At 24.9% G+C, this 14,861-nt stretch carries 16 protein-coding genes; 3 read left to right on the top strand and 13 right to left on the bottom strand.

Annotated features, from left to right (window positions below; all coding sequences use genetic code 11):
* Positions 1-90 precede the first annotated feature (90 nt).
* The 5 genes from H9660_RS09890 to H9660_RS09910 all read right to left on the bottom strand — a co-directional run bounded on the left by H9660_RS09890 (position 91) and on the right by H9660_RS09910 (position 5,067).
* Positions 91-1,434, bottom strand: coding sequence for a vWA domain-containing protein (locus tag H9660_RS09890; protein ID WP_191750218.1), 1,344 nt, complete (start codon positions 1,432-1,434; stop codon positions 91-93).
* Between the two features lie 11 nt (positions 1,435-1,445).
* Entirely contained in the window at positions 1,446-2,531 is a 1,086-nt protein-coding gene (locus H9660_RS09895; RefSeq protein ID WP_191750219.1) for an ATP-binding protein, read from the bottom strand.
* 13 nt (positions 2,532-2,544) lie between these two features.
* Positions 2,545-3,318, bottom strand: coding sequence for a hypothetical protein (locus H9660_RS09900; protein WP_191750220.1), 774 nt, complete (start codon positions 3,316-3,318; stop codon positions 2,545-2,547).
* Positions 3,319-3,687: 369 nt separating this feature from the next.
* Positions 3,688-4,488 (bottom strand): rhomboid family intramembrane serine protease, encoded by an 801-nt coding sequence (locus tag H9660_RS09905; protein WP_191750221.1) that lies wholly within the window; start codon positions 4,486-4,488, stop codon positions 3,688-3,690.
* Between the two features lie 18 nt (positions 4,489-4,506).
* The gene (locus tag H9660_RS09910; protein WP_191750222.1) at positions 4,507-5,067 is read right to left on the bottom strand and encodes a TetR/AcrR family transcriptional regulator; all 561 of its coding nucleotides are present in this window, start codon (positions 5,065-5,067) and stop codon (positions 4,507-4,509) included.
* A gap of 210 nt (positions 5,068-5,277) precedes the next feature.
* On the opposite strand from H9660_RS09910, the gene H9660_RS09915 reads away from it, so the two are divergent.
* Positions 5,278-6,081, top strand: coding sequence for an N-acetylmuramoyl-L-alanine amidase family protein (locus H9660_RS09915; protein WP_191750223.1), 804 nt, complete (start codon positions 5,278-5,280; stop codon positions 6,079-6,081).
* Between the two features lie 39 nt (positions 6,082-6,120).
* Here H9660_RS09915 and surE read toward each other — a convergent pair whose 3' ends face one another.
* The 4 genes from surE to H9660_RS09935 form a co-directional block, all read right to left on the bottom strand.
* Positions 6,121-6,876, bottom strand: coding sequence for a 5'/3'-nucleotidase SurE (gene surE, locus H9660_RS09920; RefSeq protein ID WP_191750224.1), 756 nt, complete (start codon positions 6,874-6,876; stop codon positions 6,121-6,123).
* A gap of 81 nt (positions 6,877-6,957) precedes the next feature.
* A complete protein-coding gene (locus tag H9660_RS09925) occupies positions 6,958-7,959 on the bottom strand; it encodes an LLM class flavin-dependent oxidoreductase (RefSeq protein ID WP_191750225.1) in 1,002 nt (333 codons plus the stop codon).
* A 261-nt stretch (positions 7,960-8,220) separates the two neighbouring features.
* Positions 8,221-10,215, bottom strand: a complete 1,995-nt coding sequence (locus H9660_RS09930; protein WP_191750226.1) for an ABC transporter permease — start codon at positions 10,213-10,215, stop codon at positions 8,221-8,223.
* Positions 10,205-10,975: an ABC transporter ATP-binding protein gene (locus H9660_RS09935; protein WP_191750227.1), complete on the bottom strand. Its 771-nt coding sequence runs from the start codon at positions 10,973-10,975 to the stop codon at positions 10,205-10,207. The genes H9660_RS09930 and H9660_RS09935 overlap by 11 nt, the downstream gene beginning before the upstream one ends.
* Before the next feature lie 217 nt (positions 10,976-11,192).
* On the opposite strand from H9660_RS09935, the gene H9660_RS09940 reads away from it, so the two are divergent.
* On the top strand, positions 11,193-11,933 hold the full coding sequence (locus H9660_RS09940) for a metalloprotease family protein (RefSeq protein WP_191750228.1): 741 nt from the start codon (positions 11,193-11,195) through the stop codon (positions 11,931-11,933).
* A gap of 135 nt (positions 11,934-12,068) precedes the next feature.
* Here H9660_RS09940 and H9660_RS09945 read toward each other — a convergent pair whose 3' ends face one another.
* From H9660_RS09945 to H9660_RS09955, 4 genes are all read right to left on the bottom strand, one after another.
* Positions 12,069-13,088 carry a sensor histidine kinase gene (locus H9660_RS09945; protein ID WP_191750229.1) on the bottom strand — a complete coding sequence of 340 codons (1,020 nt, stop codon included), beginning with the start codon at positions 13,086-13,088 and terminating at the stop codon, positions 12,069-12,071.
* On the bottom strand, positions 13,085-13,759 hold the full coding sequence (locus H9660_RS09950; RefSeq protein WP_191750230.1) for a response regulator transcription factor: 675 nt from the start codon (positions 13,757-13,759) through the stop codon (positions 13,085-13,087). The genes H9660_RS09945 and H9660_RS09950 overlap by 4 nt, the downstream gene beginning before the upstream one ends.
* 82 nt (positions 13,760-13,841) lie before the next feature.
* A complete protein-coding gene (locus H9660_RS16505; RefSeq protein ID WP_279289590.1) occupies positions 13,842-13,973 on the bottom strand; it encodes a hypothetical protein in 132 nt (43 codons plus the stop codon).
* A gap of 24 nt (positions 13,974-13,997) precedes the next feature.
* The gene (locus H9660_RS09955) at positions 13,998-14,501 is read right to left on the bottom strand and encodes a GNAT family N-acetyltransferase (RefSeq protein WP_191750231.1); all 504 of its coding nucleotides are present in this window, start codon (positions 14,499-14,501) and stop codon (positions 13,998-14,000) included.
* 138 nt (positions 14,502-14,639) lie between these two features.
* Here H9660_RS09955 and H9660_RS16510 point away from each other — a divergent pair, with 138 nt between their 5' ends.
* Positions 14,640-14,771 carry a hypothetical protein gene (locus tag H9660_RS16510; protein ID WP_279289589.1) on the top strand — a complete coding sequence of 44 codons (132 nt, stop codon included), beginning with the start codon at positions 14,640-14,642 and terminating at the stop codon, positions 14,769-14,771.
* Positions 14,772-14,861: the final 90 nt, after the last annotated feature.

The raw sequence follows: 14,861 nt of genomic DNA on the forward strand, positions 1-14,861 counted from the left end.
TTAAAGTATCATATCTAGGTTCCGCCTTACAGCTCCAAGTCACCTTGTTATGATATTTTAACACTTTAAAAACAATATATTGAAAACACACTAAAAATATCTTCCATGCTCTCTTTGATATTCTTTAATCATCTCTAATCCAGCTGTTCCACCTTCACCTTTTTCAGCCTTTGTTGTAATTTTTTTTATTTCCCCATAAGGCTTTTCTAATGATAAATCCTCATCACCTGTTAATACCCATATAGTATTATTTTTAAAAGGCTTAACTTCTAACTCCTTCTCTCCTACACCATCTGTAAAATATATAAGAACTGAATTTCTTAACTTTCGCTCTTTTATATATCTAAAAACTGGAGAAAATTTTGTTGATCCAACCTTTGCATATCTTTTTTTAATATCATTTTTAGATTTTATTTCATATACTCTTCTTACTTCATTATCACATTCAATGACGGTTATTTTATTAGTTCTTGTTCTTGTAATTTCTAAAACTTCTATTAAAATCTTATTAAATTCATTATCACTCATTGAAGCACTTATATCTATAGCTACTATAACTTCTGGAACATTGTTAGGCAATGTTCCTCTTAAATCTAGTCTTTCTGGCTGTCTTCTATTTCTTCTCATAATAGTCTTTTTTTCTCCAGCTCTAAGAGAAGGTATAACCTTTTTCAATGCATCTTGCCATGATATTTCAGCTTTTTCTGAATAAGCCTTTATTATTCCTTCTATATCCTTTGGTGCTTTACCATTATATGCACTTATAGCTGTTTTTTTAGTTATATCTTTAATAGAATCCTGATTTAATGTACTTTCTTCCCAAACATCATGAGCTTTAGAAATATCTATAAGTTCTCCAACCTCGTCATTTTTTTCATCTTTCATACTCTCAGATATTTTGGATTTAATAGCTTTTTCTATTATTTCTGCATAAACCTCAACAGGTTTATCCTCCTTTAAGTCCACACCATATTCCCTATTTACACGTTCTAGTTTATAACTATCCATTGGAAGATTTTTTATAAATTGGTTTATGGATATATCAAGAGCTAAATTAACTGCTATTGTTGTATATTTATTTTTTAATATTCTCTCCCTTTCATGATGTCCATACATAATATGATAAATTTCATGTTTAAATAAAGCTTGCATTTCCCTTTTATCATATGTTAAAAACATCATTGGATTAAAATACATCTTAAATCCCTGCATTTTAGGCACAGTAGCTAGTGGCCAAGAGATATTAAACCTAATATCTCTTTCTATTCTTACTAAGAATTGTCCAAAAAAACTATCCTCTCTATCAAGCATATCTATAATAATATTTTCTACGAAAGAAAAAAATTCTCTTTCAAAATTACTATTAATATTTCCATTTTCATTTATATCTATTGCTTGCTTTAATAGACTATCTCTTTTTTCTTCAAATACCATAATAATTCACCTTATTCATAAATACTGAAAAAAGCATCTAAGAATGTATCTTCATTTAATAAATCTATATAAGCCTCTTGACTTATATCATTCTTAATTTCTTTCATAATTCCAAGTCTTAAATCTTTTGGATAGCATGTTAATAAATCTGAAAATATTTTTCTATTTATTTCATTATTATTTTCATTTAAATATCTTAGAGAATTTTTAGCTAAAATATACAATCTTGAGTGGCTTTCATCTCTTATTTCATCCTTAACTTCTATAGGTAATATTACATAAGAGAATAAATCTTCTGGCTTAATTAAAGGATTTTTTATATTCTTTATATAATTAACAAAATCAGTTGCAATACTTACACCTAAGTTTCCCTTAACTACATTATAGAATATATCTAGTGAATAAATTTCCTTTCTTTCTAAGTATACATTATATGCTTTTGCTACTCTCTCCCAACTTCTTGGTGTTGCCTTAATTGATTCATTTGAATTAGGCACATTTAAATATTCTGGGAAATTAGATAAAAATTCAATTATATTTTCATGCACATTTACCTCACTGCTCATTGCCCATTTTATCCATTCCTTAATATCTGTACTTAGTTCAATCCAAACAAATCTATCTTCTTGAGCTCTATCCATATCAACAACTTGATAATCACTATCTTCAAAACCATCATACTTATTAGATGGATTCATAGCTGCTACTATCTTTACATTATCATATAATCTATATCCATTTATTTCTCTATTTAAAATTAAATTCATCAGTTCTTGTTGCACAGCATGTTCACATCTATTAAGTTCATCTATAAATAGTAATACGCCATTATACTTATTATCGCCTATTGCTTCTTGAATTTCTTTAAGTTTATAATGAGTTGCATATTTTGTCCTTCCATTTTCTACTATTGGAAGTCCTCCTATTTCCCCCTCTTTTAAAAGGTTCGCATCTATATTAACTAAATAATAATTATCTTTAACACATATTTTTTTTACTAAGGAAGTTTTACCAATACCGGCTTCACCTATTATTAAAGGTACATTACCTGATTCTAAAACTAACTCTACAGTACTTATCGCTTCTGAAAACTTCATCTTCTCACCTCTTTTATCTTGAAAGTTTATAATCAACTAATAACATCTTAGCCTTTTTACTTCCATACGCTCTTATAAAATTAATTTTATCCATTTCTAGTATTTCAAGTTCTAAGAAATCTTTTATATACTTTTCATCAATTTCTTCTTCTTTTACTTTGTCAATAACTACATCAACAACAAAATCTACATCTATAGAATCATATACATATTTAACAATCTTTATATTTTCACTTATTAAAATTTTCAATTCATCAAGATCAAAATTTATATAATTAATAGCTTCTTCGTTTCCTCTTATAGCTTCTTTTCTAGCTTCTAAACTAGGATTATTTATAAACTTTATTGCTGCCCAATACTTTTTTATAGCTGCAAGCTGAACTTCCTCTGAAGGATTTTTTATATATTTTATAGAATCATAATCTTTATTAACTGCATTTAATTGCATTTCTTCAGTAGGATTTTCAATAAATTGAACTGCCCATCCCTTTGCCTTTACAGCCTCTAGCTTAACTCTCTCACTAGGATTATTAATATACTTTAATGAATTCCAAAGTAATTTTACAGCTAAAATAGCATTTTCTTCATCAATATTATCCATATATTCCACAGATAAAGGATTATTTTTAATTGCTGCTTCCTTTATTTCTTTACTAGGATTTTTTACATATCTTATAGCTAATCCATTTCTTCTAACAGCCTCTAAACTTAATTCCTCACTTTGATCACTTATATATCTTATATACAAAGGATTATCATATATCTTTTTTAAATCATTATTATCCATTACTGTTCCTTTCCAACATAAAAAAATAATTTATATTTTTTCATTTAATTATCAATTTCTATTTACGTTAATTATACTATAATTCACTCTAAATTACTATTTCTATTATTTAATAATTATTCTTTATTATCTTAAGTTAAACAATTACATCTCACACATTTTTAATTTTTCTACGAAAAATTAAAAATTGATAATGCATAATTAATAATGGATAATTATAGATGTTTTGCACAGCAAAACTTAAATTATATAGTGCGTAACACCCTCTATTCAAAAATCCGTAAGATTTTTTCCTTAATTATGCATTATTAATTATCAATTAAAAAAACTCTCTATAAACTTGAAAAGTTCAAGTTTATAGAGAGTTTTTTAACTGTGTCCGTGTGCTCTTATATGCTCCATACAATAGCATTTCTTCCCTGTACATTTAGAGCAATATCTAAATTCCATATTAGGATTATCTTTTTCAGTTATTCCACATACTTCACATCTATGAAATATTTCTATTTCTTTTACTTGAGATTTAAACTTTTGTTGTCTCTTAAAGTTAGTTGCGTTACTTTTTGTACCAGTTAATATTTCTTTACCAAAGAATATAAAGAAATTTAAAACTGGAACTAAAGTTAATAACATACCACCAATACTAAATAAACTTAAATATCCTATAAAGTTTAATCCGATAACTATCCAATTAAATATAGCTAAATACTTTACTTTAATAGGTATTATAAAGAATAATAAAACTTGAAAATTTGGATAAATCATAGCAAAAGCTAAGAATAATGACAAATTAATATATGATCCAGTAGCAATTTTCCCTGTTGCTATAGATACTATAATTGTAGTTATCATACCTACCAAATAATACAGATTAAATTTAAATTCTCCCCATTCTTCTTCTAAGCCAGTACCTGCTAAATAATTAAAGTATATAGCAAAAATAAAAGAAATTATACTTCCTGTCTCAGGTACAAATATAAAAGTTATTAACCTCCATATCTCTCCTTGCATTACTTTATTAGGGTCCAAATATATTTTATTAATTAAATCTAAATTTCCACTTAATAAAGTAAATCCATATACAAGAATATTTCCAAATATTATAATTAACATCAAATTTCTTATATAAAATTTACCTATCTTTCTTTCCAATTTATTCAACCAATTCATAATACTAAAATTTCTCCCTTATAATTTGTTTCTAACTATATATAATAAATCTTCTATTGAAAATTCAGTATTTTTCATAGATAAAGTTATCATATTACTTATTAAAAATGAAGTTAATTTTCTAGTTTCTATGTTAATAGTAATATCATTATTTTCTTTATGTAAATCTATTATTTCATCAACAATAATATATAATTCATCTAGTACATTATACTTAGGACATGAACAAGATTTTTTTTCTTCAAAATTTTTTTCTTCTTTGGTTAGTTCAAAAAAAACTTCTTTATGATATACTAAAAACTTTTCTAACCCTAAATATATTAATTTTACCTTTTCCTCAAAAGATATATCATTATTTTTAACTAATTTTAAATTATTTATTATTTCACTCCAAGTATCATTAAATATCTCTCTTACTAAAGACATCTTATTTTCAAAATAGTTATATACTGTTCCAAGTCCTATTTCACATCTATTAGCAAGTTCTCTCATACTAAAGTTTTTATAGCCTTTTTCTTCCAACAAAGCATATCCTTCTTTTAGTATTGTTTCTCTTGGATTTTGTAATATTTTAGGCATAGACTTTCCCCCTTTTATTATAGTTTATATCAATATTTACATATTATCAACTAAAGGTAGTCTATTTATCTTATTCCATTTATTTACATTTATTATTTTACTTAGTATAATTATATTATGTTAATTTAAAAAATATAATAAAATTTTAATCAATCTATAGTTACCTATTATATTTAAAAAATTAAATATGAATTAAGGAGATTATTTTAAATGAATAGTAACTTCGATATCTCATCCAAAAGAAAATTACTCTATAAACGTAAAAGAAAAAGACAATTAATATTTAAGATTTATATAGTACTTCTTGCAATTTCTATACTCTCTCTTATATTATTGTTAAATAAATCTACACCTGTTAATAAAAAAGTTATATCTTCTTCCAATTCCCTAGATAATAAAATAATAATTTGTATTGATCCAGGTCATGGAGACTTTGACACAGGTGCAAAAAGTTCTTCTGGAATCTTTGAAAAAGATATAGTTTTAGAAATCTCACTTAAACTTGGAAAACTTTTAGAGGAAAATGACATTAAAGTTATTTATACTAGAACTAATGATTCTTTACCTTGGTTAGAAACTGCAAACGATAGTTTAAAGGAAAGAATAAGAATTTCAAAAGCCTTTAAAGCGGATATATTTATTTCTATACATTGTAATAGTAATTATGATGATATAAGTGCTAAAGGAATAGAAACATGGTATAAGCCAAATGATGAAAGCAGTAAAAATTTAGCTCTAATCCTTCAAACTTCTTTATCTAATTTAAACTCTACTATTGATAGAGGCATAAAAACTTATGATAATAAAGATGATGCATTGGCAGTTTTAGAGCTCAATGAAAGCATTTCTGCATTAGTAGAGTTAGGTTTTTTAAGTAATACTTATGATGAAAAATATTTAAATTCTGATAAAGGAAAAGAAGCTTTTGCTAAATCTATAAAAGATGGATTATTAAATTATATTGAGTCTAATAAGGATATTATAATCAAAAAAAGAAGTAATAAGGCTATGTAAAATAGCTTTATTACTTCTCTATATTAACAGTTATTTAATCTATTTTTCAAATATACTTTTTACTTCATCTAATATTTTAAAATTAGTAAAATCAAAATGTAATGGTGTTAAAGTTACATACCCTTGTGATAAAAAGTAAAGATCTGAATCATCTTCTGATATTTCATTTCTAATTCCTTTTGTTTCATAAACCATATCTTCATTTTCTTCTATTAACACATAATCAGTTTTATATATTGATTTTCCTAGTTTACAAACTTTAATTCCCTTAATATCTTCTTCATTAATATTTGGCACATTAACATTTAAAACAACATCATTTCTTAAATAGTTATTTTCTGCTATATCCACAACCTTACTAATCCAATTAGCAGCTTTTGAATAATCTTCGTCATCTCTCGCCCAATCAACTTCCATTGATATAGCAATTGATGGAATATTATAAATTGCTCCTTCTATAGCTGCAGATACAGTCCCTGAATATAATATGTCAGTTCCACAATTTATCCCTCTATTTATTCCTGATATAACTAAATCTACATCCTTAGCTAATAAAGATAATCCAGCTTGTGTACAATCTGCTGGAGTACCAACTAAACTATAAGCTTTAAAATCTTCATCAATTTTTTCTTCTCTAATTTTTATAGGATTATGAATTGTTATAGCATGGCTATATGCACTTCTTTGCTCTCTTGGTGCTACAACTATAACTTCATGTTTTTTTGAAATCTCTTTAGCTAATGTATATATTCCTCTTGCATTTACTCCATCATCATTAGTTATTAAAATCTTCATTTGAGTCCTCCTTAAAACTTTTAATACATACTATATATTACCATAAAAACTTATATTATAAAATTTAATATATGAATAATCCTATTTTCTAAAAGCTTCAGCTATTAATTTATATGATTTTATTTTACTTTCTAAATCTGTATTTAAATTTATTATCATAAACTCTTCTGTATTATAAATCTTACTCATATTTAAAATTTCATCTTTAATTTTATCTGGTGTTCCAACAATCATTCTTTTTCTATTTCTATTAATTATTTGAATTTCATCATTTGAATATTTATATGCTAATGCTCTTTCTAATGTAGGCATTCCTAAGGCTTTACCTTGTTCTACTAATAATAAAGTTAAATCCATTACTGCAACTTGATTATTAATTTCCTCTTCTGTTTCTCCACAAATAACAAAACTACAAATTATAGTATTAGGTTTTTCAGAAATTATAGACTTTTTAAAATTATCCTTGTACCAATTTACAGAGCTTACCCCCATTCCTCCAGTTATAAATTGAGCATAAGCATAGGATGCTCCTATCCCTGCTGCAAGTCCTGCACTACCTCCACTTGATCCAAGTATATGAATTTCAGGATAGGTATTTATTAAAGGGGTTGCTTTAAGTCCACTAAATTCATGTTCCTCTGGAACTATATCATAAATAAATCTAACTAAATCTAATACTTTTTCTTGATAATCATCATTAAAAATACTTTTTCCTTGCATTAAAGCCTTGGTAGCTAAAGGCATTCCTCCTGGTGCTCTACCTACACCTAGGTCAATTCTATTAGGATATAAAGCTTCCAAAACCTTAAAGTTTTCTGCTACTTTATATGAACTATAATTGTGTAGCATAACTCCACCAGATCCAACTCTAATACTCTTTGTTTTTGCTGCTATACTTGAAATAAGTACTTCTGGACTTGATCCTGCTAAACTTTTTGTATCATGATGTTCAGATACCCAAAATCTATAATAACCGAATTTTTCTAACTCTTGTGCAAGAATTATAGTATTATTTAAAGCTTCTGTAGCTGTTTCCCCTTCTCTTATAGGAGATTGATCTAACGCACTTAATTTTATGTTCATTTTAGTGCCTCCTCTCAAATATTTATTTTATATTCTTATTATAAATAATACTCTATTGAGAAATATTTTCAAGTAAAAAGTGGTAAAGTATCATAGCAAGGTGACTTGGAGCTTACGACGGAACCTGGATATGATACTTTACCACTTTCAAACTGAAGGAAGGAAATTATAAAATATTATTCACAGGGTAATATTTTTATAATTTCATAAAAAATAAAAGAAAAAGGAGAACTTATAAAGCTCTCCTTAAACTATAAAATATTAAATTGTATTATTAATATTCTTTTTTGCACCTAAATAAGTAGCAATAAAATATCCTCCATAAATTAATATTAATGCTGCTAAAGCAATTAGTATATTTTTCATAATACTTATACTACCAAATAAAGTTATAATTCTCTTTGAAAATTCTAACCCTGCTATTGAGTGTATTAAGGCTAATGATAAAGGCATTAAGAAATATATTGCTATTTGAGTTAATAAAGACTTATTAATAATCTCTTCATCTACTCCTATTTTTTTCAACAAATTATATCTTGCAATGTTATCTGTAGATTCCGATAATTGTTGCAGTGCTAATACTGCTGCTGAAACAATTAAAAATATTCCTCCAATATATATTCCTAAATAAGATATAATAGCTCCAGTACTAGTTGAACTTGCTATTAATTCTTCTTTTGTAATAGAATATAATATATTATCCTTCTCCTTTATAGCTTCTTCTCTAATAATATTTAGTTTTTCATTAATAACAATTCCATTATCTTCATTATAATCAAAGTTTAAAAATGATGTCCATGGTGTAAGTCCAGTAACAATATCATCTTTTACTACCACAGTGCACAAATTACTTTTCATCATTTGGTTATAAGCTACTACTTCTATTGTCTTTTTAATTCCCGGTTTCAAAATATTACCATTTATATTAATTTCTCTATTATTCATTAACGAATTATTTAGAGGATTTGTTAAACTATCTATATCTGAGAATAAAGCATATTCTCCATCATTTAATGTTATTGGTTTCTTGTTAACCATTTTTAATATTTCATTAAACTTGCTTAAGGTAATAATTTGTACTTGAGCATCTGTTACAATAGGATATAAATCTTTTGAATTATCCATATCTTTTTCAGATAATAAATCACTATATTTAAGATTTCCCTTATAATTTATATAACTAACATATTTCTTTGAATAATCTCTAATATTAATATTTCTATTAATTAAATATTCTTCTATATCTTCTCCCTCATAACTCCAAATTGTTTCATCATATTGAGTTAGATCTTTTAAGTCAGAATTAATGGCACTATTAATTCCAAGTCCTCCTGCAAGCATACATATACCTATAAATAATGATAGGCATATAAAAGACATCGAAATAAATACTGTATTTATTTTACTATTAATTTGTCTTAAAACAAACATATTTAATTCTTTTAAATAAAATTTCCTATTTGATTGAGCCAACTTTAATAAGAATCCTGACAATGAAAAGAAAAATAAGAATGTCCCAATAATTCCAAGTAAAATACTTTTACCATTTACATTCATTGAAATGCTTGAAGTTCCTTTATCTAATACAATGTAATACGCTGATCCAATCATTATTAAACTTATTAAAAATAATACCACAGAAACCCAAACATTTCTTACTTTTATATTTTCATTTTTCTTTGATGAATTTAATAAATCTATCAGTTGAATTTTTCTAATAGATATTGAATTAAAAATAAGAACTAGTATATATATAATTCCAAAGGATTTAAAAGTTTTTATCATTGCATTATATGAAAAAACAAACTTAAATTTAAGGAAGTTAACTTGGAACATCTTTGCAGTTAAAACTGATAATCCTTGAGATAAAATAATCCCTATTGCTAACCCAACTGCTAAAGAAATTATACCTACTAATAAAGTTTCAAAAAATATAATTATCGATAAATTCCCCTTATCCATACCTAAGGTCATATATATACCAAATTCTTTTTTTCTTCTCTTTATTAAATAATTATTTGCATAAATAATTAAAAAAGCTAATACAAAGGATACAAATGTTGATGCATAACCCATTATTGCATCTACTTGCTCAAATGCTGCAGCTTGAACTTCATTTAACTCAAGCATAATACTTTGAGATTGTATTGAGTTAAAGGTATAAAATATACAAACACCAAAAACTAATGTTAAAAAATAAATTGCATAATCCTTAAAACTTCTTTTTAAATTTCTAAAAGCTAACTTAGAATACATTATTTTGGTCACCTCCAAGAAGTGTAATAACTTCAATTATCTTATCGAAGAATTCCTTTCTTGAATCATTTCCTCTTACTAATTCATTAAATATCCTACCATCTTTAATAAACAAAATTCTTCTTGCATAGCTAGCTGAAAAGGCATCATGAGTAACCATCATAATAGTTGCATTTAAGTTTTTATTTAAGTCCTCCATACTTTCAAGTAGCATTTTTGCTGCTTTAGAATCTAAAGCCCCTGTTGGTTCATCTGCTAAAATTAATGAAGGTTTTGTTATAATTGCTCTTGCTGATGCAACTCTTTGCTTTTGTCCACCAGACATTTCATAAGGATATTTATTTAAAACCTCTTCTATATTTAGCTTTTTAGCTATATCCATAACCCTTTTATTTATCTCATTATGATTAACTTTCATTATGGTTAAAGCAAGAGCTATATTTTCATAAGCTGTTAATGTATCTAATAAATTAAAATCTTGAAATATAAATCCTAATTCTTCTCTTCGAAATTTTGATATTTTTTTAGAATTTAATCTTGTAATATCCTTTCCAGAAATATAAATATGTCCACTACTTACTTTATCAATAGTCGATATACAATTTAAAAGCGTAGTTTTACCACTTCCTGAGGCCCCCATTACTCCAACAAACTCACCTTCTTCTATAGTGAAGCTTATATTGTCTATAGCCTTAGTTACATTTCCTTTTCTCCCATAATACTTTTCTATATTATCTACTTTTAATATTTCTTTTCCCATAATTAATCCTCCTATTTCTTACTATAGGACTATTTTATTATTATTCTTATCTTACATCCATTGAAGTATATAACATAAACCTTACAGTTTTGTAATATATACAACATTATATAATATAAATTCACTTAACCTATTAAAATATTGGACTAAAATATAATATTATTATAAAATTTAATTTGACAATTAATTCAATTTATAATAATGGAGTGATTAGTTTATGAGAATTGAAAATATATTATTAAAAACATTCGTAGATTTATCCTGGTTTATTGGTGTTATAGTTATAATTGGATTAATACTTGGTTTTTTAAGGAATAAATCTATGAAAAACTACCAACAAAAGTTTGGTAGAAAAGCTATTTATGTTACAGGTATTGTGGGAGTTCCAATTCATGAACTTAGCCACCTTGTTATGGCTAAAGTATTTGGACATAGAATTAAAGAAGTTAAATTCTTTCAAGCCAATAATTGTGATGGAAATTTAGGTTATGTTAATCATTCATATAATCCTAAGAATATATATCATCAAGTAGGAAACTTCTTTATAGGTATAGCACCTATTATATGTGGAAGCTTACTAATAATCTTACTACTTAAGATATTTGTACCAGCTTCTTTAGAATCTACAAATGATTTATTAAGTTTTAATGGTTTATTTATATTTTTAAAAAATATATTTTCTTTATCAAATTTTAAAAGACCAGAATTTTATTTATTTTTATACATAGTATTTAGTATATGCTCTCACATTTCTTTAAGTAAAGCAGATATTAAAGGAGCATTTATAGGTGTTATATTTATCTTCTTAATATTATTTATATTTAATATAATTAATTTCAACTTATTATCCTATTTAAATATGGTTAAATACAATTTACTTTTAACTAATGTATTAATAATTTCAGTAATATTTTCCTCAATAAATCTATTAATTAGTTTTATATTAAAGAAAATTTAACTGACACTATAAATTTTTACTAGTTTATAAAACTACTAAAAAATGCCGAATATCCTTCAAAAGAATATTCGGCATTTTTTCAGAAATTTTATATTTAACTTTCTATCTTTAATATATTATAGATAGAATACTATATTATTCAAATATCATCATTTTATTTATTGGAAATATTATTGATATTTGAGTACCTTTATTAATTTCTGACTCTAAATTAATTCCTAATCCAAGTTTTTGTGTTAGCTTTTTACATAGATATAACCCCATTCCTGTAGACTTTCCAAATCTACGTCCATTTTCACCTGTATATCCCTTTTCAAAAGCTTTAATTACATCTTTTTCATTCATTCCAATTCCATTATCCTCAATATGAAGAATTATATTTTCTCCAATTTTCTTTGTATAGAATTTTATTTTATTCTCCATCTTTTTATTATCAATATATTTAATTGAATTAGATATTATTTGATTTAAAATAAATTCTAACCACTTACTATCTGTATACACTATTTTTTCTATATCTAAAATTTCAATTTTAACTTTTTTCTCAATTAATATCTTAGAATTTCTTCTTATTACTTTATTTACTACTAACTTTAAATTAAGCTCATTAATAATATAGTCTTTTTCTAATGCATTGCTTCTTGCATAAAATAACGCTTGTTCAATATAGCTTTCAACCTTAGTTATTTCTTCTCCTATACTTTTAGTTAATTCTGATTTATTATTTTCTATTAAGAGCTTACTACTTGCAATTGGGGTCTTTATTTCATGAACCCAAAGCTCAATATATTCCCTATACTCTTTATTGTTTATTCGTAAGTTAGATATATCGTCTTTCATAGATTTAGTTGTTTCATTAATAATATGATATAAGATTTTACTTTCTAAAAAACTTCCCTCATCTATAACATCAGAAATCAGATATTTTTTATCTAAATCTTTTAAATTATTAATTAACTCATCATAATATTTTTTTCTATTAAAATAATCATATATATGATAAATTAAAATACCTATAAAATTTATTAAAAATATAAATATAATAGCATAAAAATCTACTTTTAAAACACCAAGTAAAATTGAAGTAAATATTAATATCAATATACTAATAATTATAAATAATATCCTTTCTTTTAAAAAATCTATCATTTTCATATTAATATATAACCTTGCCCTCTTTTAGTTTTTAAAAAATCTACTGCACCTATTTCTTCTAATTTCTTTCTAAGTCTATTTATATTTACAGTTAGTGTATTATCATCAATAAAATTATCTGACTCCCATAATGACTCTATAATTTCATTTCTAGATACTATCTTTTCTTTATTTTTCATAAGTACATATAAAATTTTACTTTCATTTTTACTTAATTCTATTTTATTTATATTATACTCTACTTCACTTTTAGACAAATTAAGTTTAAGATTTTTATATTCTAGAATCTCTGACTCTTGATTATTATAAGTTCTCCTTAATAAGGATGATATCCTTGCTAAAAGAATTTGTGTATTATAAGGTTTTGTTATAAAATCATCAGCTCCTAAATTCATACTCATAAGCTCATCAACTTCACTATCTCTACTAGTTACCACTATTATAGGTACAGAACTTTTCTTTCTAATTTCTCTACAAATATAATATCCATCAAAATAAGGTAAATTAATATCTAATAAAATCAAATGATATTTTTCCCTTAAAGCTTCATCTATAATATGTTCAAAATCCAATGAATATGTAGTCTCATAGCCATATCTATTTAAAAATGTACATAATTCATTTCTTATTTTCTCATCGTCTTCTATAATAAAAATCTTTTTTGTATCCATTCATCCACCTTCTAAAGCTTTGTTTTATTAAGCTGCATAACCTTCTTATAAAAAATATTATAATAACTTAATTTAGTACGTTCTAAGAATTTTTATTTATATAGATTTTTAACGCCTTTATAGCAAGTATAAGTACATATATCCCTAACCCTAAAAATGTAACTAAAATTATAATATTTATTATTGACCAAATAGATATAAACAACATGTTCATAATACATCTCCTTTTTAATTATTTTTATAATTCTCTAAAATACATAACCTCAATGGAATCACAAAACTCTTTAGTTTTATCACTTAAAATAAATCCATGTTTTTCATAGAATTTACGAGCTCTATTATTTTCTTCAAACACCCATAACATTACTTTATTAAATCCCGATTCTTTTATCTCTTTTAATATATGTTTCATCATAATTGAACCATATCCGTTTCCCCAGTTAGATGCTAAACTATGTATACAAATTATTTCTGCATAATCCTTAAATTCATCATCTCTAGATTTATCAAAGTAAGCTATGCAATGTGGATTTCCATCAATAGATAAAATAAATCCATTTCCTATTTTTTCATTAAGTATCATAGTATACATTTCTTTTGCTTTATTAATATCTGTATATTTTTCCATATCTTCGTTTGATATAATCTTACTAAAAGCTTCCTTCCAAGCTTCTGTTTGTATATAAGCTAGTATATTTTCATCACCTATTTTAACCTTATCTATTTTAATATTATTTTTCATTCTATCTCCCCCTATTTAACTTATTAAAATTATACATTAATTCCCATATCAAATAAAGTTAATTCATTATCTCCTTAAATATTTTTTTATATTTAGGAGATTATAAATATTGATAAGTATCTTAAGGAGGAAATTCACATGAAAAATAAAATTGATAAAACTATCGATAATCCAACATCTCCAAATTATAATGAAAAAGTTAAAAATAAAGCTAATGAAAAAACACCTTATGGAGAAAATGAACCTTCTCTACGTACTACATATAAATAATATTAATCTAAAAAAGTGTTAAAGTATCATATCCAGGTTCCGTCGCATACGCTCCAAGTCACCTTGCTATGATACTTTAACACTTCAAAA

The organism is Clostridium gallinarum (assembly GCF_014836325.1).
GTDB lineage: Bacteria > Bacillota > Clostridia > Clostridiales > Clostridiaceae > Clostridium > Clostridium gallinarum.